The organism is Mixta sp., assembly GCF_024610815.1.
Classification (GTDB): domain Bacteria; phylum Pseudomonadota; class Gammaproteobacteria; order Enterobacterales; family Enterobacteriaceae; genus Mixta; species Mixta calida.
The window spans coordinates 1-21,523 of the sequence record NZ_JANION010000058.1; the positions used below are offsets into that span (position 1 = coordinate 1).

The window sequence follows — 21,523 nt, forward strand, 5'->3', positions numbered from 1 at the left end:
TGGCAACGGCAAAAAAGACCGGCAGGTTGGCGAACAACGCCCCCGCCACTTTACGGATAAAGCCGATAATAATTTGCGGCGTCTGCATATTGGCGAACGCGTCGCCGGTTATGGCGGGATTCTGCATGGCCGCAGCGACGCCCAGGAAAATACCGGCTGCGGCTATGACAGAAATAGGCATCATCAATGCTTTGCCGAACGCGTGAACTTTACTGGTAAAATCTTTCATAAATCGTCTCTGTTGCTGGCCAGAAAGCTTCAGTATTAGCCAGTGAGACGCTTAGCACCGCACAGCCCGCTGCGGTCAACGAACAAAGTTTGAACAACCTCACATTTTCCCGCCGCGCGATAAAGGAAAACTATCACACCATTAAGTCAATCAATTAGACAAAATATTTAACTCGCCGCAGACTCCTCCGCAAAAGAAGCAATAAATAATTAACAATTCATACACACCAGAAACCTGCACTCATCATGAAATTTAAATCGCAAATTAAACCGTACCAGGCCGCGGCGGGCGGCTGGGGCTCTCTCGAAGCCACGACCCGTTTCGTTATCGACAGCAAACAGGCGCTGAAAAATATGCGTAACCTGATGCGCATGAATAAGGCCAAAGGCTTCGACTGCCCTGGCTGCGCCTGGGGCGACGACAACAAAAGCACCTTCAGCTTCTGTGAGAACGGCGCCAAGGCGGTGACCTGGGAAGCGACGCGCCGCTTTATCGACGCCGAGTTTTTCGCCGCCCACAGCGTGAGCAAACTCTATGCGCAGAGCGACTATTTTCTGGAATATCAGGGCCGCCTGACCGAACCGTTGCGCTATAACCGCCTGACCGACCATTACGAGCCGATCAGCTGGGACAACGCTTTCGCGCTGATCGCCCAGCATATTCACGCGATGGATAACCCCAATCAGATGGAGCTCTACACCTCCGGGCGCGCCAGCAACGAAGCCTCCTGGCTCTATCAGCTGTTTGGCCGCATGGTCGGCACCAACAACTTCCCCGACTGCTCCAATATGTGTCACGAAGCGAGCGGCAGCGGCCTGAAGCGCAGCATCGGCGTGGGCAAAGGCACTATCCGTCTGGATGATTTCGATCACGCGGACGCGATTTTCGTCTTTGGTCAGAACCCTGGCACCAACCACCCGCGCATGCTGCACAGCCTGCGTCACGCCGCCGATCGCGGCGCGAAGATCGTCACCTTCAACACCCTGCGCGAGCGCGGACTGGAGCGTTTCGCCGATCCGCAAAAACCGCTGGAAGTGGTGACCTCGAAAGCGGGCGCCATCAGCTCTACCTATTACCAGCCGAACCTGGGCGGCGATATGGCCGCGGTGCGCGGCATGGTCAAGGCGCTGGCGGAAACCCATCGCGCCCGCATCGCCGCGGGCGAAAAAGGCCTGTTTGACGAAGCCTTTATTAACGCGGCGACGCAGGGCGTGGAAGATTATCTGGCGGCGGTAGACGCTACCAGCTGGGAGCAGATCGAGCAGCAGTCTGGCCTGAGCGAGCAGCAGCTGCGCGAAGCGGCGGCAATCTATCAGAGCGCCGATCGCGTTATCTGTACCTGGGCGATGGGCATCACGCAGCATAAACACTCCGTCGACACCGTGCGCGAGATTGTTAACCTGCAGCTGCTGTTTGGACAGCTCGGCAAGAAAGGCGCCGGCCTCTGCCCGGTGCGCGGCCACAGCAATGTGCAGGGCAACCGTACGATGGGCATCGATGAGAAGCCGTCTCAGGCGTTCCTCGACGCGCTGGCGAATCACTTCAATTTCGAACCGCCGCGCGCGCCGGGCCACAACACCGTTGAAGCGCTGGAAGCGATGCTGCGCGACGAGATCAAAGTGCTGATCGCGCTGGGCGGCAACCTTGCCGCCGCCGCGCCGGATAGCCCGCGCACCGAAGAAGCGATGCAGCGTTGCGGCCTGACCGTGCATATCAGCACCAAGCTGAACCGCAGCCATCTGGTGCCGGGCAAAGAGAGCCTGATTCTGCCGACGCTGGGCCGTACCGAGCAGGATATTCAGGCGACCGGTTCGCAGTTTATTACCGTAGAAGATTCTTTCAGCATGGTGCACGCCTCTGAAGGCGTCGGCAAACCGCTGGCCGATACGCAGCGTTCTGAAACTGCTATCGTGGCAGGCATCGCCAATGCGGTGCTCAGCAGCTTTAAGGTCGACTGGCTGGCGCTGGCGGCGGATTACAACAAAATCCGCGATCATATCGCCGCGACCATCCCGGGCTTTGCCGATTTCAATAAGAAGTGCGAGCAGCCGGGCGGCTTCTATCTGGGCAACGCCGCGGCGGAGCTGCGTTTCAACACGCCGGGCGGCAAAGCGCATTTCAGCGCCGCCGCGCTGCCGACCTCGCTATTCCCGCAGCTGGGCGACGTCAAAGTGCCGTTTACGTTGCAGTCGCTGCGCTCGCATGACCAGTACAACACTACGATTTACGGCCTCGATGACCGTTATCGCGGCGTGTACGGCCAGCGCGAAGTGCTGTTCATCAACCCGGAAGATATGAGCGAACTGGGCTACGAGGCCGGTCAGAACGTTGATATCGAAACCCTGTGGAATGACGGCATCACCCGTCGCGTCAGCGGCTTTAAGCTGGTGCCTTATAACATTCCGCGCGGCAACCTGGCGGCCTACTACCCGGAAACCAACCCGCTGGTGCCCCTTTCCAGCTTTGGCGACGGCAGCGGCACGCCGACCTCCAAATCGGTGCCGGTGAAAATTTCTTTGACGCCTGAAGTGGTCACGCAGCGTATTGCCTGATAGCCTGTAAGCCCGTGTAAAAAGCCGGATCTTTCCGGCTTTTTACGTTTATTACACCTTGCCGCAGAACAGGTAATCGCGTAAAACTGTCTGCCGCTCTTAGGCCACGAAACTGAATTCAACTATGTTCCAGGATAATCCGCTGCTTGCGCAGCTCAAAGAGAAGCTCCATGCCCAGACGCCGCGTGTCGAAGGGGTGGTAAAAGGCACCGAAAAAGGTTTCGGTTTCTTAGAAGTCGATGCGCAGAAAAGCTACTTTATTCCGCCGCCGCAGATGAAAAAAGTGATGGCGGGCGACCGCGTTATCGCTGCGTTGCAAACCGATAAAGACCGCGAAATCGCCGAGCCGGAGACGCTGGTTGAGCCATTCCTGACGCGCTTTGTTGGCCGGGTGCAGAAAAAAGATGACCGCCTTTCTATCGTTCCCGATCATCCGCTGATTAAAGACAACATTCCCTGCCGTCCTGTGCGTAGCCTGCATCATGATTTTCAGGCAGGCGACTGGGCCGTGGCGGAAATGCGTCGCCATCCGTTAAAAGGCGATCGTGGATTTTACGCGGAGCTTACCGAATTTATCACCACCGGCGACGATCATCTGGCGCCGTGGTGGGTGACACTGTCACGTCACAATCTGGAGCGCGAAGCCCCAGCGGTTGAATTCAGCGAGATGCTGGACGAGCAACTGGCACGCGAAGATCTCACCGCGCTCGATTTCGTCACCATCGACAGCGCCAGCACCGAAGATATGGACGATGCGCTCTATGTCGAAGAACTGGCGGACAACGCGCTGCGTCTGACCATCGCCATTGCCGATCCGACCGCCTGGGTGCCGGCCGACAGCAAGCTGGACGCCATGGCCGCCGAGCGCGCGTTCACCAACTATCTGCCGGGCTTTAATATCCCGATGCTGCCGCGCGAACTTTCTGACAACGTCTGCTCACTGCGTCCCAACGAACGCCGCCCGGCGCTCGCCTGTCGCGTTACCGTGGCGCAGGACGGCGCGCTCTCCGACGTGCAATTTTTCGCCGCCTGGATCGAATCGAAAGCCAAGCTGGTTTACGACGAGGTTTCCGACTGGCTGGAGAACAGCGGCGAATGGCAGCCGCAGAGTGAAGCGATCGCGCAGCAGATCCGTTTACTGCATCGTCTCTGCCAGGCGCGCGTCCAATGGCGCCAGCAGCATGCGCTGGTGTTTAAAGATCGCCCCGACTACCGCTTCCTGCTGGGTGAAAAAGGCGAAGTGCTGGACATTATCGCCGAGCCGCGCCGCATCGCCAACCGCATTGTGGAAGAAGCGATGATCGCCGCCAACATCTGCGCCGCGATGGTGCTGCGCGAGAAGCTTGGCTTCGGCATCTATAACGTTCACCTGGGCTTCGATCTTGCAAATGCCGAACAGGCGGCGGCCGTGCTGGCGAACCACGGCGTGACCGCCGACGCCGCCGCGATGGCGACGCTGGAAGGTTTCCGCGAGCTGCGTCGCCAGCTGGACGCGCAGCCGACCCAGTTCCTCGACAGCCGTATCCGCCGCTTCCAGTCGTTTGCGGAAATCAGCACCGAGCCTGGCCCGCATTTCGGCCTCGGCCTTGAAGCATACGCCACCTGGACTTCCCCGATCCGTAAGTATGGCGATATGGTCAACCATCGTCTGCTGAAAGCGATTATCCGTGGTGAAAGCGCCCAGCGCCCAACCGAAGAGGTGACGCTGAAGATGGGCGAGCGTCGTCGTCTGAACCGTATGGCTGAACGCGACGTTAGCGACTGGCTCTACGCGCGCTTCCTGCAAAAAGCGGCGGGCAGCGATACCCGTTTCAGCGCCGAGATCATTGACGTTTCCCGCGGCGGCATGCGCGTGCGCCTGCTGGATAACGGTGCCGTCGCCTTTATTCCGGCCCCGTTCATTCACGCCGTGCGCGATGAGCTGGTATGCAGCCAGGAAAACGGTACGGTACAGGTAAAAGGCGAAGTGGTGTATCGCGTGACCGACGTGATTGAGGTGACCATCGCCGAAGTACGGATGGAAACTCGCAGCATCGTCGCACGTCCGGCAGCCTAATTAGATTGCCCCCAGGGACAGCGTCTGCGCTGTCCCTTCTTTTTTCCTTATCGCGTTGCCCGCCCCGCAGTAAAAAACGCCTGCCGCCTCACACTTCTCTTAAATATCCCTTTCTTTAACAATTCATTAAATTATTTTTAACTTGTTATTCCTTCCGACCCTCTTCCCTCTGGATCTAACAAGGAGTTAGTCATGAGAAACGTCAAAACCGGTTTGATCTGGTTAGCCGTGGCGTTGATTGGCGCGTTTGCATTCGCCATGCTGGCGATTAATCGGGGCGAGCCGGTTAACGCCGTCTGGCTGGTGGTCGCTGCGGTGGCCTGCTACAGCATCGCCTATCGCTTTTACAGTCTGTTTATCGCCAGAAATATTTTTGAGCTTAACGACAATCGAATAACCCCTGCCGAGCGCTATAACGACGGACTCGACTACGTGCCCACCAACAAATGGGTGCTGTTTGGCCATCACTTTGCCGCTATCGCCGGAGCCGGTCCGCTGGTTGGACCGATTCTGGCGGCGCAGATGGGTTTTCTGCCCGGCACTATCTGGATTCTGGTGGGCGTGATGCTGGCGGGCGCAGTGCAAGATTTTCTGGTGCTGTTTATCTCTACGCGCCGCGACGGTCGCTCGCTGGGCGAAATGGCGCGTCAGGAACTGGGCGCGTTCGCTGGCGTGATCACCATGCTCGGCGCGCTGGGCGTGATGATTATCATCCTCTCGGCGCTGGCGCTGGTGGTGGTAAAAGCGCTGGCGAACAGTCCCTGGGGCCTGTTTACTATCGCCGCCACCATTCCAATCGCGCTGTTTATGGGCATCTGGATGCGGTTTCTGCGCCCCGGCAAAATCGCAGAGGTATCGATTATCGGCTTTGTGCTGATGATGGCGGCAATTATTTACGGCGGCGATATTGCGCAGCACCCTTACTGGGGCCCCTTCTTTACGCTGAAGGGGACCACCCTGACCTGGGTGCTGGTCGCCTACGGCTTTATCGCCTCGGTACTGCCGGTATGGCTGCTGCTGGCGCCGCGTGATTATCTTTCCACTTTCCTGAAAATCGGCGTAATCGTCGGCTTGGCGATCGGCATTCTTTTTGCCATGCCGGAGATGAAGATGCCGGCAATTTCACGCTTTATCGACGGCAGCGGCCCGGTTTTCTCCGGCGCGCTGTTCCCCTTCCTGTTTATCACCATCGCCTGCGGCGCGATTTCCGGCTTTCATGCGCTGGTCTCCAGCGGCACGACGCCCAAGCTGGTGGAGCGGGAAAGCCACATCCGCTTTATCGGCTACGGCGCGATGCTGATGGAGTCGTTTGTGGCGATCATGGCGCTGATCTGCGCCTCGGTGATCGATCCGGGCGTCTACTTCGCGATGAACTCCCCGGCGGCGCTGATCGGCACGACCGTGGAAAACGCTTCACAGGTGATTAACGGTTGGGGCTTTGTGGTGACGCCGGAGATGCTGAACGGCATCGCGCGCGACGTCGGCGAAGCGTCGATCCTGTCGCGCGCCGGCGGCGCGCCTACTTTCGCCGTCGGCATGGCGCATATTATTACCGACGTGTTTAACAGCCGCGCAATGATGGCCTTCTGGTATCACTTCGCTATTCTGTTCGAGGCGCTGTTTATTCTTACCGCCGTCGACGCCGGGACCCGCGCCTGCCGTTTTATGGTGCAGGACCTGGCCGGTACGCTGATTCCGGGCCTGGCGAACAACCGCTCCTGGCTCGGCAATATGGCGGGCACCACCGTAGCGGTGGCGGGCTGGGGCTTTTTCGTTTATCAGGGCGTGGTCGATCCGCTGGGCGGCATCAATACCCTCTGGCCCCTGTTCGGCATTGGCAATCAGATGCTGGCGTCGATGGCGCTGATTCTGGGCACCGTGGTGCTGTTTAAGATGAAGAAACAGCGCTACGCCTGGGTGACGATTCTGCCAACGGCGTGGCTGTTTGTTACCTCAATGACCGCTGGCTGGCAGAAAATCTTCCATGAAAAACCCGCGATCGGTTTTCTTGCCCAGGCCAATAAGTTCAGCAAGGCGATTGATGAAGGCGTGGTGATCGCGCCGGCGAAAAGCGTCGCGGATATGCAGACCATTGTGTTAAGCAATCAGATTAACGCCGCGCTCTGCGCTTTCTTTATGCTGGTGGCGGTTACCATGCTGATCGCCGCGTTCTTTGTCATTCGCCGCGCGCTGAAAAGCGAACGCCCCACTACGCATGAGACCGACGCGGCGCTGCGTAAGGAGGCCCGTCATGTCTGATTTTTTTTCGCTGGCGCCTCCTAAAACGAGAAAAATTTATCGCTGTCGTCCGCTGGCGCCGGCCAGCGCGCCGTCACCGCGAGGGCTGCGCCTGTTCTGGCAACGTCTGGCGCAAAGTTTCCGTCTGATGGTGGGCGTGCAGGATTATCAAAACTATCTGCGTCATATGCAACAGCATCATCCAGCGGCGACGCCGATGACGGAAAAAGCCTTTCATCGCTACTGTCTGGAAGCGCGCTTCCCCAGCAAGGGCGGCAAAATCGGAAAGTGCCCCTGTTGAAACATCAACAAGTGTTACCTTTCGACGATGGCTGTTAGCATCACAATGTAAATTCAATCCATCCGGCGCCATAATACATGGCGCCTTATTGTTGTCGGCCGCGTAAAATGTTAATTTTTTGCGAGAAAAATATTCTTCCATGAGTGTGCTGTGCTTATATATTTGGCCGGAAAGTATTACTAAAATAACAATAGTCGCGCGATCTGCTTACAGGACGGTCCATATGCTTGAAGATCAGGGACAAACGTTGCTCTTTACGCTGTTTGGCACCCGCAGCCCCTACTGGCACCTTACATCCGACAGCGATGCACTCCGGCTGTCACGCGAAGAGCTGGCGGAAACGAATCTCGCCGTGCCGCTCTCTTCCTCTCAGGCGCAGCTGCTGCGCGCTATGACGGTGGTGACCTCCAGCGTTAACCTGGTGATTAATTTACGCGGCGAAGAACTGCCGATGCATTTTGTCGGCCGCAAGATCAATCAGGATGAATGGGCCGGCACCGCCTCCGCCTGGGGTGACACCTCATCCGTGGCGCGGGATCTAACCCAGGGGCTTTCTTTTGCCGAACAGGTGGTTTCAGAAGCCAATTCGGTCATCGTTATTCTCGATCAGCACGGCAACATTCAGCGTTTCAATCGCCTCAGCGAAGAATATACCGGCCTGAAAGAGCAGGAAGTGATTGGCCGCAACGTGTTTAAGCTCTTTATGACCAAGCAGGAAGCGCTGGCGTCGCGCCGCAATATCACCGGCTTTTTCCGTGACGGCAGCTCTTATGAGGTGGAGCGCTGGGTCAAAACGCGCAAAGGTCAGCGCCTGTTTCTGTTCCGCAATAAATTCGTCCACAGCGGCAGCGGCAAAAATGAAATCTTTCTGATCTGTTCCGGCACCGATATTACTGAAGAACGCCGGGCGCAGGAGCGACTGCGCGTGCTGGCCAATACCGATACCGTGACCGGTCTGCCGAACCGCAACGCCATTCATCAGCGCATGACCGAAGTGCTGGAAAAGCGTGAAGATCGGCAGGTCGGCGTGGTCTATATGGATCTTGATAACTTTAAAAAGGTCAACGACGCCTACGGGCATATGTTCGGCGATCAGCTGTTGCAGGCGGTTTCGCTGGCGGTGCTCTCCTGCCTGGAGCCGGAACAGACGCTGGGACGACTCGGCGGCGACGAATTTATCGTGCTGGCGGAAAAAACCACCCAGGAAGCGCTGGAGGCGTTGGCCGTGCGCATCCTGGCGCGTCTGCGTCAGCCTTTCCGCATCGGTCTGATCGAAGTTTATACCGGCTGTTCAGTGGGCATCGCGCTGGCGCCGCACCATGGCGAAGATCGCGAAAGTCTGATTCGCAACGCCGATACGGCGATGTATCACGCCAAAGAGAACGGCCGCGGTCAGGCTTGCGTCTTTTCGCCGGAAATGAACCAGCGGGTCTTTGAATATCTCTGGCTCGATACCAACCTGCGCAAAGCGCTGGAGCACCAACAGCTGATAATCCATTATCAGCCTAAAATCAGCGAAGGCGGCAAAGTGGTCGGCGCCGAGGCGCTGGTGCGCTGGCTTTCGCCAGAACGCGGCATGATCCCGCCTAACGAATTTATCTCCTATGCCGAAGAGTCCGGTCTGATTGTGCCGCTCGGACGCTGGGTGATGCTGACGGCGTTACAGCAGATTATCGCATGGCGGCGCCAGGGCATTCACCTGCGCGTCGCGGTGAACGTCTCCGCACGGCAGCTGCTCGATCAAAGCATCTATAACGATTTAAAAGAGGCGCTGCAACAGAACGGCATCAGCGTCAGCCCTATTGATATCGAGCTGACCGAAAGCTGTTTGATTGAAAATGAGCAGCAGGCGCTGCGTCTGATGAATCAGTTCCGTGAGTTGGGCGCCGAAGTGCATCTTGATGATTTCGGTACTGGCTATTCGTCGCTGTCACAGCTGGCGCGCGTGCCGATTGACGCCATTAAGCTCGATCAGAGTTTTGTCCGCAGCGTTAATGAACGTCCGGTTTCACAGTCGCTGGTACATGCGATCGTGGCGGTAGCGAAGGCGCTGCATCTGCGCGTGATTGCCGAAGGCGTGGAAACGGAGCTGGAGGAGCAGTTTCTGCTGGAGAACGGCGTAGATGAGCGGCAGGGTTACTATTACGGGAAGCCAATGCCCGCAGACCAACTGGAGCATTGGCTTGCTCAGCGTCCTGCCAAGCCTTAATTTAATCCGTTAGCTGGCTTTACGCAGCTGCGAACTGAGACGGTTTTGCAGCTGAACCAGCCGCGCCATATAGGCGATATCCTTTTCTTCAATGGAAAAAGCGAAATCGACCCAGTCTTCCGTGATATCCATCAGCTCAGCGCGGGTTAACTGCAGCACGCGCTGACGCGCTTTCAGCATCGCCTTAACGCCATTGAGCTTGGGACGCAGCGTATCGATAAAAGTGCGGGTGGCGCGATAGCTCTCGCCCGGCTGGAACAGCCGGTCCACCAGACCGCGCGTTTCAAACCATTCGGCGGTATGGCTCTCCCCTTCGCAAATCAACTCCTCCGCCAGCTTCATCCCCGCGCGCCGCGCCACCAGCGAGTAGCCCCCCATTCCCGGAAAAAGGTTAAATGCGATCTCCGGAAAACCCATGCGGGCATTATTCTGTGCCAACAGAAAGTGATGCGCCAGAGCCGCTTCAAAGCCGCCGCCCAGCGCGCTGCCTTCCACCATGGCGATAGTCACCGCGCCGGTGTCGAAACCGCGCGCCGCCGCGTGAATGCAGTCCACGCAGGCGCGCGCATAGGCGCGCAGCGCTTCACGCCGTCCATTTTGTATGCAATCAACGAAAAAGCTTAAATCGCCACCCGCGTTAAACATCTGCGGCACCAGCGAACCGGTCACCCAAAAATCGATGGGCAGGCCGGAGCGCTGCGCGGCATAGCTCAGGTTCATAATCTCCTCTATCAGCCCGTGATTAAAGGAAGGACGCGGCTCCGCACGCAACATCATCCACATGGTGCGGCGCTCCTCTTCGTAATAAGCATCGAGTTGGGTAGTTTGTCCAGCTTCGGTGAACAGTCTGCAGGTGGGTTGGTTAATCACTGACATAGTCTCATCCTCTGTATAATTGATGCGTTAAACGCAACACCAGCGTAATGCAGAGCGAGACAACACTGAATGAAGGACTGATTTTTAAGATAAAAAACAGAAAACCTCCCCGATTGCGCAACCGGAGAGGCGAAAGGAGTCTTATTTAATCGCGGCGCGCTGACTGGCTGCGACGCGGTGGCTTTTCACTCTCTTCGAGTAAACCGCAGTAATGATTGGCACCAGAATCGAGGTAACGATAACCGAGGTGGCGACCAGCGCCGTGGCGGCTGGCGCTACCGGTTTGAACTGCGGCACCATCTCTGCAATCAGCACCGGCGTTGCGACCGCCGCGCCCGCCGAGCTGGAGGCGGCCACGCCTGCCGTGCCGTCCCCGCCGCCAATCAGTCGATCGGCGATAATCAGCGGAATGCCGGTCACGACAATGACGGCGATGCCCAGCATAATGCCCAGCAGGCCGGTTTGCGCAATCACTGAGAGATCGATGGTGTTGCCCAGTGCGAAAGCGAAGAACGGGATGAGCGTCTGCACCGCTTTGCCGAAAAACTCACGCAGTTCCGGATCAAGATTGCCCAGCGCGAAGCCCACCAGGAACGGCAGTACCGCGCCGACAAAGACGTGCGGCTCAAACGAGGCGATGCCGGCAGTGCCCAGAATAACCATGGTCATTAACGGACCGGATTCCAGCGACATCAGCACAAAAGCGCCTGCCTCTTCCTTAGTGCCGTACTGCTGCATCAATGAGGCGTAAAGTCCGCCGTTGGTCATATCCATTGCGGCGACCAGCGCCAGCGTTGACAGCCCGGCGAACATGCCGACTTCAAAGCCGTTCTCCGGCACGATGCGCGAGGCAATGGCGGCAACCACCCAGGCAACGGCGATTTTAGTCACTACCAGCGTGCCCGATTTGCGCAGTACGGTGCCGGTGGCGCTCAATTTAATCGATGCGCCCATACAGAAGAACCAGACGGCCAGAATCGGAACGGTTCCGCTCATCAGTCCGTTGGTAAAAGAGCCGAGATACTTCCCGCCTTCCGGCGCCAGCGTATGGCAAAGCGCCCCCAGAAACAGAGGCACCAGCATCATGCCGCCCGGAATTTTATCGATAGCGCGTTTAATTTGCATGTTGTCTCCCACCTTAGTTAAGCAAGACGACGGATCAATCCTGCGTGCCCATAAGGGCGATGGCGACAACATAGCGCTATTCACTTTCAGAAACAGTGATCTTGTCTGTGAAATTAAAACGTTGTTTCATTATTAAATGAACAGCAGTTTGTTTTTGTGAAGGGCGTCAGCTTTTTTGCCCGTAATAAGCATTGGCGCCATGCTTGCGCAACCAGTGTTTATCAAGCAGCGCCTGCTGCATAGCCGGAAGCGCCGGCGCGAGCTGCTGGCTGAACAGCGCCATATAAGCCAGCTCCTCCAGCACCACTGCGTTATGCACTGCGGCATGCGCGTCTTTGCCCCAGGCGAACGGTCCGTGGGAGTAAACCAGCGCCGCCGGGATTGCCAGCGGCGCAATATCGCGCTGACGCAAGGTTTCAATAATCACGTTACCGGTTTCCCACTCATAACGATCGGCAATCTCCTCATCGGTCATCATGCGCGTACAGGGAACGGCGCCGTAGAAATCATCCGCGTGGGTGGTGCCCCAGGCGGGAATATCACGTCCCGCCTGCGCCCAGATGGTCGCATGGCGCGAATGGGTATGAACGATGCCGCCGACATCGGGCCAGGCGAGATAGAGCGCGCGATGGGTATCGGTGTCGGATGAAGGACGTTTATCCCCTTCTACGATCTCGCCGCTTTCTAACGCCACGACCACCATATCCTCTCGTTTCATGCTGCTGTAGCTGACGCCGGAAGGTTTAATCACCAGCAGACCGTGCTCGCGATCAATCGCGCTGACGTTGCCCCAGGTAAATGTCACCAGATTGTGCTCCGGCAGCGCCAGGTTTGCTTCAAGCACCTGTTCTTTGAGTTGTTCCAGCATAATTTTCCCTTCCAGCATTCTGTGAATGCACTATTGTTAAGGGGCTGGCGCGGCAAAGGTATGGAAGCGCTGGCTGATTAGGCGGCGCAATTTTGCTGTGAAGCGATTTTTGCGCGCTTATTTAGGAGTTTTTAACCTGTTGTAACTTTTGGTAGTGCCTATAATTAGTTTATGCAATTGAACCGGGGGTGATTGTTAGCACCCTTATGGTTAGAAGGTAATTGCTGTTCCTGGCGCATAAAGCAGGATCGGGATCTGTGCAGTTCTGTTGCGCAAGCGGCATGAACAGGGATGTGAACCGATCTAAAATAAACCGTCAGCGGACCTGATACGCAGAGTGAGCCGTCTATACTTAAAGGGTTTCCTCTGTGAGCAACAATTAAGGAGAAGTTATTATGACAAAGAATGCAAAACGCATTTCCGCTACTGTACTGGCCGCTGTGGTCGTGATGTCGCTTTCAGGCTGTAGCAACTGGTCCAAACGCGATCGCAACACAGCTATCGGCGCTGGCGCCGGCGCAATTGGCGGCTCCGTGCTGACCAACGGCAGCGGTTTAGGCACCATTGGCGGCGCCGCAGTTGGTGGTATTATCGGTCACCACATTGACTGATGCATAATTTACAATAATTACAGGCTACGCAGCGCATCTGCTTATTATTCTCTGACGAGGCCGCTTATTGAGCGGCCTCGTTTTTTATTAACCGCCGGCCAGCTTGACCTTAAAGCCTTTCGCTTCCAGCAGCGCTTTCAGCTCATCGCGCTTATCGCCCTGAATCTCGATAACGCCCTCTTTCGCCGCCCCGCCGCAGCCGCATTTTTTCTTCAGCTCCGCCGCCAGCTTCGTCAGTTCCGCATCATCCAGATCGAGGCCGGTGATCAAGCACACGCCTTTACCCTTGCGCCCGCTGGTCTGCCGTTGAATACGCACGATGCCGTCGCCTTTTGGCCGCGCCGCTTTCAGCTCCGGCTGTGCGATGCGCCCGCCGTCGGTAGAATAGACCAGTGGATTGTCTTTACTCATACGCGCTCCTTCAGTGAAGTCAGAATAGCTTGCAGCGTGGCGGCCGGATCGTCGGACTGGGTGATCGGACGTCCAATCACCATATAGTCCACGCCCGCCTGCTGCGCCTCTACCGGCGTCATAATGCGCCGCTGATCGCCCACCTCGCTGCCTGCCGGACGAATGCCCGGCGTCACAAGCTGAAACGCCTGACCCCGCTGCTGCCTGAACTGCGCCGCCTCGTGCGCCGAGCAGACTACGCCATCAAGGCCGCACTGCTGCGTCAGTCGCGCCAGACGCGCCGCATGTTCCGCCGGCGTCGCCGTAATGCCGATATCAAGCAGATCGGCGGCTTCCATGCTGGTCAACACCGTTACCGCAATCAGCAGCGGCGCGTCATCGCCAAAGCCATTCAGCGCTTCGCGGGCAGCTGTCATCATACGCGCCCCGCCGCTGGCATGGACATTCACCATCCAGACGCCCAGCTCGGCGGCGGCGGCCACTGCATGCGCCACGGTATTAGGGATATCGTGGAATTTCAGATCGAGAAATACCTCAAAACCACGCTGGTGCAGGTCACGCACAATCTGCGGCCCAAAGAGCGTGAACATCTCTTTGCCTACTTTCATTCTGCAACTGGCGGGATCGATACGGTCGACAAAGGCCAGCGCGCGGTCGCGGTCAGCATAATCAAGCGCGACCAGAACAGGCGAATCAGTTCGGTTTTGAGATTGTGACATGTCTATTCCTTCAACTGTGGGGCACCGCACGGCGCAGGGGAAAACGGCAAGCATTCTACCTGCGCGGCGCAGTGGAAAACAGTCTTAAGCTACGCCGCACATCGCCATTCTCGCTCTGTCAGGCGAATTTTCCGCGCCGTTGAGGCGGAGAATAAGGTTTAGCCTTTAGTATGTTGTAACTAATAGGGATAATTCACGCCTGGCGATTGCGGCGCGAACAGGGATTTCAACAGGGAACGTCGGGGCCGGAGACAGACGCGACGCAGGGCGGCGCGCCGTTACTGGCCATCCAGCCCGCGGATCGGCTTAACGGTAGACCATGCCCGACAGGATGGGCAGTGCCAGTAAAGCGCGTGGGCGGTAAAGCCGCATTTCTGGCAGCGGTAACGCGGTTTGGTGCGGATCTGCTCACCCACCATATCGCGCAGCACCATCAGGCTCTCTTTGGCGCGCCCATCTTCTGCTTCATGCAGATGAAAGTCCATCAAGCGATGAAAGACGCGCATTGTCGGATGGCGTTGCAACTGACGATTGATATAGACCTGCGCCACTTCGGCGCCCTGCTCATGTTCAAGTATATCGGCCAGATAGAGCTCAGCCTGCGCGCCGGTATTTTCCTCCACGCAACGGCGCAGATAGTCCGCCCAGGCTTCCGGCTGCGCCAGATGTTGATAGCAGATTTCCAGCATTTCCAGCGTTTCGCTGACCAGCTCTTTGTCCTGCTCGATCACCCGTTGCAGATGACCGGTCGCTCTGGCGTAATCCCCCTTCGCCATAAAGATACGACCCATCATAATGGAAACGCGCGCGCTCTGACGATCCGCCGCCTCCCCTTTTTTCAACAGGCCGAGCGCGCGATCGAGATCGTCGCTGCCCATCGCCTGCAGGGCCAGCTCGCAGTAGAAATGGGCGATTTCCATCTGATGGCGGCTTTTGCCGAGCTTCACCAGCTTTTCAGCGACATCGATCGCTTTCTGCCATTCGCTGGTGGCCTGATAAATGATCAACAGCTGCTGTAGCGCGCTGAGACGAAAATCGGTTTCGTCGGTCAGCTGGCCAAACATCTCTTCCGCCCGATCGTACAGCCCCGCCGCCATGTAATCGCGGCCCAGCTGCTGCACCGCCAGCAGACGCTGGTCGTAGCTTAGCGAGGCGCTTTCCATCAGCGACTGATGGATACGTATCGCGCGGTCTACCTCGCCGCGAGAGCGAAACAGGTTGCCCAGCGTCAGGTGCGCCTCCACCGTGCCGCTGTCCTCTTTCAGCATGTCAAGAAACAGATCGACCGCTTTATCTTGCTGGTTTGAGAGCAGAAAGTTTACGCCGGTCACATAGTCGCGCGACAGACGGTTGGCTTCCTGCTGTTTATCCTGCTGCGCACTTCTGCGCCCCATGTACCAGCCGTAGGCGGCGGCCACGGGCAGTAACAGAAACAGCAGTTCCAACATGGAGAGTTATTCCTTGACGACGGTCGTGGGTGACGGAGTCACGTTTTCAGTCTGCACAGTTTGCTGCTGCAGACGCTTCAGCTTGCGCTGGGCATTCGCCAGCGCCACGCGCACCCGCAGCCAGAAAAGGCCGCATATCGCCCAGCCCAGTACAAATCCCGCGCCGAACAGCGAAGCCAGCAGCGTGGAAATACGATATTCGCCCTGTGCGATCAGGAAGTTAAATGAGACAACCTGGTCATTATGCGCGCCGAGCGTAACGGAGATGATGAATATCACCAGAACCAGTAAAAAGAGCAGTAAATATTTCACGTTTCGTCCTGTAATTCGGTGTAAGCCAAAGGATTATGCCAAAAATGTTATAAGGATGCTTGATCAGAAACCGGCTAAAGATAACATCCCGGTCATTATTTTGTTGTCATGTACAGGTTATGGGGCCGGAAAAGCGCTTTGCAATCAGGATTTTTTCTCTTCTTCACGCTGCGCGATCTCCTGATGTTCGTCCGGCGGGATGGTTAACGGCCCGCACAGCCGCTGCGCCAGCCAGGTCGCCAGCGTCACCAACAGCCAGCTGATCCAGGTAGCGACCAGCAGATCGCGCGGCCAGTGCATTCCCAGCAGCACCCGGCTGCCCATTACCGCGGCTGCCCAGATCATCAGCAGCGCGACGGTTTTGCGGTGGCGACGCGGCCACAGCAGTCCGACTCCCAGCAGCGCCCAACTGGCGGCAAACATGGTATGCCCGGACGGAAAAGCGAAGCCCGTTTCAAATGCCCAGTGGCGCTTCAGCCACAGCGGAATATGATTATCATCGGCCACCAGCCGCTCTACCATCTGGCCGCGCGCCTGCCGATCGAGCTGATAAAAGCGATCGCCCGGCACGCCGTGCGTCTTCTCAAGCCAGAGCACATAGGGCCGCGGCTCCTGCACCAGCGTTTTGATCCAGGATTTGGTGTACTGCCCCGCCACGATCGCCGTAATCATGATCGCCAGCAGAAACAGCGCAGGCTTTAACCGAAAGCGCAAACACCAGAGAAACCATGCGCAGAGAATCGCACTGGTCAGTATACCCCAGGGTCGCGTCACGGTTTCCGTCATCCAGAACAGGAAGCGTAGCCCCGGTCCACTGGCGCCAGGCTGCCACTGCCAGCCGGAAAGCCATATCAACAACGGCATCACCGACAGTAACAGAGCGCCCAGGGCGGTGCGTTTTGCTATCTCCAGCATGCTGCTTCCTTATCATTAACCTGAAAACGAATAGAGAGATTTAATAATAGTTTATAAATGAATAACATAACCATAATAACGTGGATAATCGTGCGTTATCGCATCAATCGTTGTGACGGATTACCTGTAGCACGGCGGGTTATGGCAAAATAGCACGCATTGATTTCGGTCAAGCTGACCACGACGCGCTACTTTGATGATAGCGCAACCTATGACGGTTCTGGAGAGTCACATGCAGCTTAAACGGGTGGCAGAAGCTAAACTGCCCACGCCCTGGGGCGATTTCCTCATGGTGGGATTCGAAGAATTGGCTACCGGCCACGATCATGTCGCGCTGGTATTTGGCGATATTAGCGGCAGCGAAGCGGTGCTGGCGCGCGTACATTCCGAATGTCTGACCGGCGACGCGCTGTTCAGCCTGCGCTGCGACTGCGGCTTCCAGCTGGAAGCGGCGCTGAACGCCATTGCGGAACAGGGGCGCGGCGTTCTGCTCTATCATCGTCAGGAAGGCCGCAATATCGGCCTGCTGAATAAAATTCGCGCCTATGCGCTGCAGGATAAAGGCTACGATACGGTCGAAGCTAACCACCATCTCGGCTTCGCCGCAGATGAGCGCGATTTCACGCTGTGCGCCGATATGTTCAAGCTGCTGGGCGTAGATGAAGTCCGTCTGTTGACGAATAACCCGCGTAAAGTGGAGATCCTCAGCGAAGCGGGCATCAATATCGTTGAGCGCGTGCCGCTGATTGTCGGGCGCAACCCTGAAAACGCGCACTATCTCGATACCAAAGCGGAAAAGATGGGACATCTGCTGCCGAAATCGTGATAAAGAAAAGCCGGGCTAAGCCCGGCTTTTTTATCAGTTCAGCATATTGCGAATCACATAGTGCAGGATGCCGTCATGCTGATAGTAGGTCAGCTCATTGCCGGTATCGATGCGGCAGCGCGTTTCCAGCACCTCCTGACGGCCGTCCGGGCGCGTCAGCGTCACCTTCACCGTGCCGCCCGGCGTCAGGTCAGCCAGATTTTCAACATCAATCAGCTCGTCGCCCGTCAGTTGCAGAGTCTTACGCGTGACGCCCTGCGGGAACTCCAGCGGCAGGATGCCCATTCCGATCAGGTTGGAACGGTGAATACGCTCAAAAGATTCGCAAATCACCACGCGTACGCCTAACAGACGTGGCCCTTTCGCCGCCCAGTCACGGCTGGAGCCGGAGCCATACTCTTTCCCGGCGATCACCGCCAGCGGGACGCCCTGCTGCTGCCAGATCATGGCGGCGTCATAGATCGACATCGGTTCGCCATCCGGCCCGACGCGCGTCATGCCCCCTTCCACGCCGGGCACCATTTCGTTGCGGATGCGGATATTGGCGAAGGTGCCGCGCATCATCACTTCGTGGTTACCGCGTCGCGAACCGTAGGAGTTAAAGTCGCCGCGCTCTACGCCGCGCTCCAGCAGATAGCGCCCGGCCGGGCTTTCCGCCTTGATGCTGCCTGCGGGCGAAATATGGTCGGTGGTGACCGAATCCCCCAGCATTGCCAGAATGCGTGCGCCTTTAATGTCTTCTACCGGTCGCGGCGTTTTCTCCATATCGTCGAAGAAAGGCGACAGACGAATATAGGTTGAGCCCTCATCCCAGTTATAGGTCGCCGCTTCGCTGACGCTGATCTGCTGCCACTCCGGCGTGCCGTCGAACACCTCGGCGTACTCTTTATTGAACATATCGCTGGAGACCTGCTGCACTGCCGCAGTGATCTCATCCGGCGTCGGCCAGATATCGCGCAGATAAACCGGTTTGCCGGTCTTGTCTTCGCCGATCGGATCGTCCTGCAGATTAATATTCATATTGCCCGCCAGCGCGTAGGCGACCACCAGCGGCGGCGAAGCGAGCCAGTTGGTTTTAATCAAAGGATGAATACGGCCTTCAAAGTTACGGTTGCCCGACAACACCGCGCCCACGGTCAGATCGCCTTCTTTAATCGCGCCTTCGATATTTTCCGGCAGCGGGCCGGAGTTGCCGATACAGGTGGCGCAGCCATAGCCCACCAGGTTAAAGCCGAGCTTATCGAGATAAGGCGTCAGGCGCGCCGTCGCCAGATAATCGGAAACCACTTTCGATCCCGGCGCCAGCGAAGCTTTCACCCACGGCTTGCGCTGCAGTCCCAGCGTCACTGCTTTTTTCGCCAGCAGGCCCGCGGCCATCAGCACGCTGGGGTTGGACGTGTTGGTACAAGAGGTGATGGCGGCGATCGCTACCGCGCCGTCACTCAGCTCATATTCATTTTCGCCGTCGCGGTAGACTACCGGATGATGTTCTTTCTGCGCATGGTTCAGCTCCAGCTCATGGCTCTGCTGGAACGCCTGCGGCACAGCCGCCAGCGATACACGATCCTGCGGGCGTTTCGGGCCAGCTAAACTCGCTTCCACCTCGTGCATATCAAGCGCCAGCGTGCTGGTGAAAACCGGCTCTTCGCCAGGCTCGCGCCACAGCCCCTGCGCTTTCGTGTAGGCTTCAACCAGTGCTACCTGTTCTGTGCTGCGACCGGTGAGCTTCATATAGCCCAGCGTGACGTTATCGACAGGAAAAAAGCCGCAGGTCGCACCATACTCCGGCGCCATATTAGCGATGGTGGCGCGATCCGCCAACGGCAGATCGTCAAGGCCGTCGCCGTAAAACTCAACGAATTTACCGACAACGCCATGTTTACGCAGCATCTGCGTAACGGTCAGCACCAGGTCGGTAGCGGTAATGCCCGGACGCAGCTTGCCGGTCAGCTTAAAGCCCACCACATCCGGGATCAGCATCGATACCGGTTGACCCAACATGGCGGCCTCCGCCTCAATGCCGCCTACGCCCCACCCCAGCACGCCGAGGCCGTTGATCATCGTGGTATGGGAATCGGTGCCAACCAGCGTATCGGGATAAGCGATCTGTCTGCCGTCCTGCTCTTCATGCCAGACAGCCTTACCCAAATATTCAAGGTTAACCTGATGGCAGATGCCGGTGCCGGGCGGCACGACGCGGAACTTGTCGAAGGCTTTTTGCCCCCAACGCAGGAAAACGTAACGCTCGTGGTTGCGCTCCATCTCAAGACGGACGTTTTCGCCAAACGCATCGTCGTCGCCAAAGCGATCAACGGTGACAGAGTGGTCGATTACCAGATCCACCGGCGAAAGCGGATTCACGCGCGACACATCGCCGCCGAGACGTTTAACCGCCTCGCGCATCGCCGCCAAATCCACGACCGCCGGCACACCGGTAAAATCCTGCATCAGTACGCGCGCGGGACGATAGGCGATCTCGCGATCGGCATGGGCGGTTTTCTGCCAGTCGGCCAGCGTCTGAATATCTTCGGCGGTAACAGAGCTTTCATCCTGCCAGCGCAGCAGGTTTTCCAGCAAAACTTTCAGGGATTTCGGTAAGCGGGAGAGATCGCCTAACTGCTGAGCGGCACGCGGAAGACTAAAGAAATGGTAGCGTTGACCATTCACATCCAACGTATCCAGGCTCTTATCTCGCAGGGATAACGACATAGCTCCTCCTTTTTATAATGATCTTAATAACCCGAGGGATGACAAGGTCTGTGTTAAAGATAGTACAAACTCAAGTTAACGTTTTGATAACAACACGAATTGACACGTCGGGAAGGAAAAGCGCACGGGCGGAAAAGCAAAACGCCCCGCTGTAGACAGACGGGGCGCCGAATCGAAAATCACGGTGAGAGAGGTTATTGCATGAACAGCCAGGCGGCAGTCACCCACACCAACAGTGAATAGGCAGAAGCGCTAAAAAACGAGAACATTGAAATATTCATTAGACACCCTCTCAGGTCGATTTCCGACCACCAGACAGAGAACACCGAATCTATTTAACGCTCTAAATAGATTCTACCGAATGCTGTGATTGTTTAAATTTATCAGGCGGTATAAAGACGCCCCGATCGCGCTGGCGATAAACAGGAAGGAAAAATGAATAGTTATTTTTGATTGCTGTGTTAATGCGAATAATTATGATTTATTTATTTTTGTTATCGAGCATTAATTCAATAAAACTGCGCTGAGCATCGTTAAGACTCCACTCTTCCGGAATCATCACTTTTTCCTGCGGCTTAGGTGGGCAGCCGCCCGTTTTTAATTTGCGGACCGGCTGCGCTTTGATACGCAATGCTTGTTCCCACATAATTAACTCCACATCTGCCAAACCAGTAAGGCGACAACTATCCAAAACAGGCCGGAAGCAGCAAACACTGCAAGCCAAGCTTTACGACGAATGCTCATGCCGTTGCGGGCTGTGTTGGTAGAATTGTCCTGAACGCCAGGTTGTACTGATATTCTCATAGCCATAGTTTTTGATAATCACTCTCAATAAAATGATTGTTAACACCAATCAGCTTTTAGGAGAAATCCTAAACATTTTAAGACCAAAAATCCAGCTATTTTTCTTGCATTCAACGATTAGTACTATTTATCGTTGATATAAATTCCTATCAGCAAAACTTAACTAACCCACCCGTTTTTAATCTTTACTTAACTCAAATAACGTTACGAAATCGGCTAACCGGTCCAATTAATACCTGATAAAACATTTCCGAACTGCCTGTCGTCTACGGTTGCGGCTTGGTTTAACTTGAGTATGAGAATAGTCCTGGCAG

At 56.6% G+C, this 21,523-nt stretch carries 18 protein-coding genes and 1 pseudogene; 7 read left to right on the forward strand and 12 right to left on the reverse strand.

Annotated elements, in window-relative coordinates:
- Positions 1–229, reverse strand: a pseudogene (locus tag MYY08_RS03550) (PTS transporter subunit EIIC); the annotation flags it as partial.
- A gap of 245 nt (positions 230–474) precedes the next feature.
- On the opposite strand from MYY08_RS03550, the gene MYY08_RS03555 reads away from it, so the two are divergent.
- The 5 genes from MYY08_RS03555 (at position 475) to pdeR (ending at position 9,585) form a co-directional block, all read left to right on the forward strand.
- Positions 475–2,781, forward strand: coding sequence for an FdhF/YdeP family oxidoreductase (locus tag MYY08_RS03555; protein WP_038625943.1), 2,307 nt, complete (start codon positions 475–477; stop codon positions 2,779–2,781).
- Between the two features lie 124 nt (positions 2,782–2,905).
- The gene (locus MYY08_RS03560) at positions 2,906–4,837 is read left to right on the forward strand and encodes an exoribonuclease II (RefSeq protein ID WP_288013210.1); all 1,932 of its coding nucleotides are present in this window, start codon (positions 2,906–2,908) and stop codon (positions 4,835–4,837) included.
- Positions 4,838–5,029: 192 nt separating this feature from the next.
- A complete protein-coding gene (locus tag MYY08_RS03565; protein WP_038625940.1) occupies positions 5,030–7,096 on the forward strand; it encodes a carbon starvation CstA family protein in 2,067 nt (688 codons plus the stop codon).
- Complete coding sequence (locus MYY08_RS03570) at positions 7,089–7,376, forward strand: YbdD/YjiX family protein (protein WP_038625939.1); 288 nt, start codon at positions 7,089–7,091, stop codon at positions 7,374–7,376. The genes MYY08_RS03565 and MYY08_RS03570 overlap by 8 nt, the downstream gene beginning before the upstream one ends.
- 223 nt (positions 7,377–7,599) lie before the next feature.
- Positions 7,600–9,585: a cyclic di-GMP phosphodiesterase gene (pdeR, locus tag MYY08_RS03575; RefSeq protein ID WP_084970154.1), complete on the forward strand. Its 1,986-nt coding sequence runs from the start codon at positions 7,600–7,602 to the stop codon at positions 9,583–9,585.
- A gap of 9 nt (positions 9,586–9,594) precedes the next feature.
- Here the strand turns inward: pdeR and MYY08_RS03580 are convergent, their stop codons facing one another.
- The 3 genes from MYY08_RS03580 to araD form a co-directional block, all read right to left on the reverse strand.
- Entirely contained in the window at positions 9,595–10,461 is an 867-nt protein-coding gene (locus MYY08_RS03580; protein ID WP_038625937.1) for a crotonase/enoyl-CoA hydratase family protein, read from the reverse strand.
- A gap of 141 nt (positions 10,462–10,602) precedes the next feature.
- A complete protein-coding gene (gene kdgT / locus MYY08_RS03585) occupies positions 10,603–11,586 on the reverse strand; it encodes a 2-keto-3-deoxygluconate transporter (protein WP_084970153.1) in 984 nt (327 codons plus the stop codon).
- A gap of 166 nt (positions 11,587–11,752) precedes the next feature.
- Positions 11,753–12,454: an L-ribulose-5-phosphate 4-epimerase gene (gene araD / locus MYY08_RS03590; protein WP_038629983.1), complete on the reverse strand. Its 702-nt coding sequence runs from the start codon at positions 12,452–12,454 to the stop codon at positions 11,753–11,755.
- A gap of 395 nt (positions 12,455–12,849) precedes the next feature.
- Here araD and osmB point away from each other — a divergent pair, with 395 nt between their 5' ends.
- On the forward strand, positions 12,850–13,065 hold the full coding sequence (osmB, locus tag MYY08_RS03595) for an osmotically-inducible lipoprotein OsmB (RefSeq protein ID WP_288013221.1): 216 nt from the start codon (positions 12,850–12,852) through the stop codon (positions 13,063–13,065).
- Between the two features lie 87 nt (positions 13,066–13,152).
- Here osmB and yciH read toward each other — a convergent pair whose 3' ends face one another.
- From yciH to pgpB, 5 genes are all read right to left on the reverse strand, one after another.
- Positions 13,153–13,476 carry a stress response translation initiation inhibitor YciH gene (yciH, locus tag MYY08_RS03600; protein WP_038625934.1) on the reverse strand — a complete coding sequence of 108 codons (324 nt, stop codon included), beginning with the start codon at positions 13,474–13,476 and terminating at the stop codon, positions 13,153–13,155.
- Positions 13,473–14,195 (reverse strand): orotidine-5'-phosphate decarboxylase, encoded by a 723-nt coding sequence (gene pyrF, locus MYY08_RS03605; protein WP_038625933.1) that lies wholly within the window; start codon positions 14,193–14,195, stop codon positions 13,473–13,475. The genes yciH and pyrF overlap by 4 nt, the downstream gene beginning before the upstream one ends.
- A 278-nt stretch (positions 14,196–14,473) precedes the next feature.
- On the reverse strand, positions 14,474–15,643 hold the full coding sequence (gene lapB, locus MYY08_RS03610; RefSeq protein ID WP_038625931.1) for a lipopolysaccharide assembly protein LapB: 1,170 nt from the start codon (positions 15,641–15,643) through the stop codon (positions 14,474–14,476).
- Between the two features lie 6 nt (positions 15,644–15,649).
- Positions 15,650–15,955, reverse strand: a complete 306-nt coding sequence (locus tag MYY08_RS03615; RefSeq protein ID WP_084970152.1) for a LapA family protein — start codon at positions 15,953–15,955, stop codon at positions 15,650–15,652.
- Between the two features lie 144 nt (positions 15,956–16,099).
- On the reverse strand, positions 16,100–16,870 hold the full coding sequence (gene pgpB, locus MYY08_RS03620) for a phosphatidylglycerophosphatase B (RefSeq protein WP_038625927.1): 771 nt from the start codon (positions 16,868–16,870) through the stop codon (positions 16,100–16,102).
- 232 nt (positions 16,871–17,102) lie between these two features.
- Here pgpB and ribA point away from each other — a divergent pair, with 232 nt between their 5' ends.
- Positions 17,103–17,696 (forward strand): GTP cyclohydrolase II, encoded by a 594-nt coding sequence (ribA, locus tag MYY08_RS03625; RefSeq protein ID WP_038625925.1) that lies wholly within the window; start codon positions 17,103–17,105, stop codon positions 17,694–17,696.
- A 33-nt stretch (positions 17,697–17,729) separates the two neighbouring features.
- Here the strand turns inward: ribA and acnA are convergent, their stop codons facing one another.
- The 3 genes from acnA to MYY08_RS03640 all read right to left on the reverse strand — a co-directional run bounded on the left by acnA (position 17,730) and on the right by MYY08_RS03640 (position 21,215).
- Complete coding sequence (acnA, locus tag MYY08_RS03630; protein ID WP_084970151.1) at positions 17,730–20,405, reverse strand: aconitate hydratase AcnA; 2,676 nt, start codon at positions 20,403–20,405, stop codon at positions 17,730–17,732.
- Positions 20,406–20,886: 481 nt separating this feature from the next.
- Positions 20,887–21,051, reverse strand: coding sequence for a YciX family protein (locus MYY08_RS03635; protein WP_156462395.1), 165 nt, complete (start codon positions 21,049–21,051; stop codon positions 20,887–20,889).
- Between the two features lie 2 nt (positions 21,052–21,053).
- Positions 21,054–21,215 carry a YmiA family putative membrane protein gene (locus MYY08_RS03640; protein WP_084970150.1) on the reverse strand — a complete coding sequence of 54 codons (162 nt, stop codon included), beginning with the start codon at positions 21,213–21,215 and terminating at the stop codon, positions 21,054–21,056.
- Between the last annotated feature and the right edge of the window lie 308 nt (positions 21,216–21,523).

Bases quoted from the DNA above. Each gene is read 5' to 3' on its own strand.
- MYY08_RS03555 (WP_038625943.1), top strand. From the start codon at position 475: ATGAAATTTAAATCGCAAATTAAACCGTACCAGGCCGCGGCGGGCGGC.
- MYY08_RS03560 (WP_288013210.1), top strand. From the start codon at position 2,906: ATGTTCCAGGATAATCCGCTGCTTGCGCAGCTCAAAGAGAAGCTCCAT.
- MYY08_RS03565 (WP_038625940.1), top strand. From the start codon at position 5,030: ATGAGAAACGTCAAAACCGGTTTGATCTGGTTAGCCGTGGCGTTGATT.
- MYY08_RS03570 (WP_038625939.1), top strand. From the start codon at position 7,089: ATGTCTGATTTTTTTTCGCTGGCGCCTCCTAAAACGAGAAAAATTTAT.
- pdeR (WP_084970154.1), top strand. From the start codon at position 7,600: ATGCTTGAAGATCAGGGACAAACGTTGCTCTTTACGCTGTTTGGCACC.
- MYY08_RS03580 (WP_038625937.1), bottom strand. From the start codon at position 10,461: ATGTCAGTGATTAACCAACCCACCTGCAGACTGTTCACCGAAGCTGGA.
- kdgT (WP_084970153.1), bottom strand. From the start codon at position 11,586: ATGCAAATTAAACGCGCTATCGATAAAATTCCGGGCGGCATGATGCTG.
- araD (WP_038629983.1), bottom strand. From the start codon at position 12,454: ATGCTGGAACAACTCAAAGAACAGGTGCTTGAAGCAAACCTGGCGCTG.
- osmB (WP_288013221.1), top strand. From the start codon at position 12,850: ATGACAAAGAATGCAAAACGCATTTCCGCTACTGTACTGGCCGCTGTG.
- yciH (WP_038625934.1), bottom strand. From the start codon at position 13,476: ATGAGTAAAGACAATCCACTGGTCTATTCTACCGACGGCGGGCGCATC.
- pyrF (WP_038625933.1), bottom strand. From the start codon at position 14,195: ATGTCACAATCTCAAAACCGAACTGATTCGCCTGTTCTGGTCGCGCTT.
- lapB (WP_038625931.1), bottom strand. From the start codon at position 15,643: ATGTTGGAACTGCTGTTTCTGTTACTGCCCGTGGCCGCCGCCTACGGC.
- pgpB (WP_038625927.1), bottom strand. From the start codon at position 16,870: ATGCTGGAGATAGCAAAACGCACCGCCCTGGGCGCTCTGTTACTGTCG.
- ribA (WP_038625925.1), top strand. From the start codon at position 17,103: ATGCAGCTTAAACGGGTGGCAGAAGCTAAACTGCCCACGCCCTGGGGC.
- acnA (WP_084970151.1), bottom strand. From the start codon at position 20,405: ATGTCGTTATCCCTGCGAGATAAGAGCCTGGATACGTTGGATGTGAAT.
- MYY08_RS03635 (WP_156462395.1), bottom strand. From the start codon at position 21,051: ATGTGGGAACAAGCATTGCGTATCAAAGCGCAGCCGGTCCGCAAATTA.
- MYY08_RS03640 (WP_084970150.1), bottom strand. From the start codon at position 21,215: ATGGCTATGAGAATATCAGTACAACCTGGCGTTCAGGACAATTCTACC.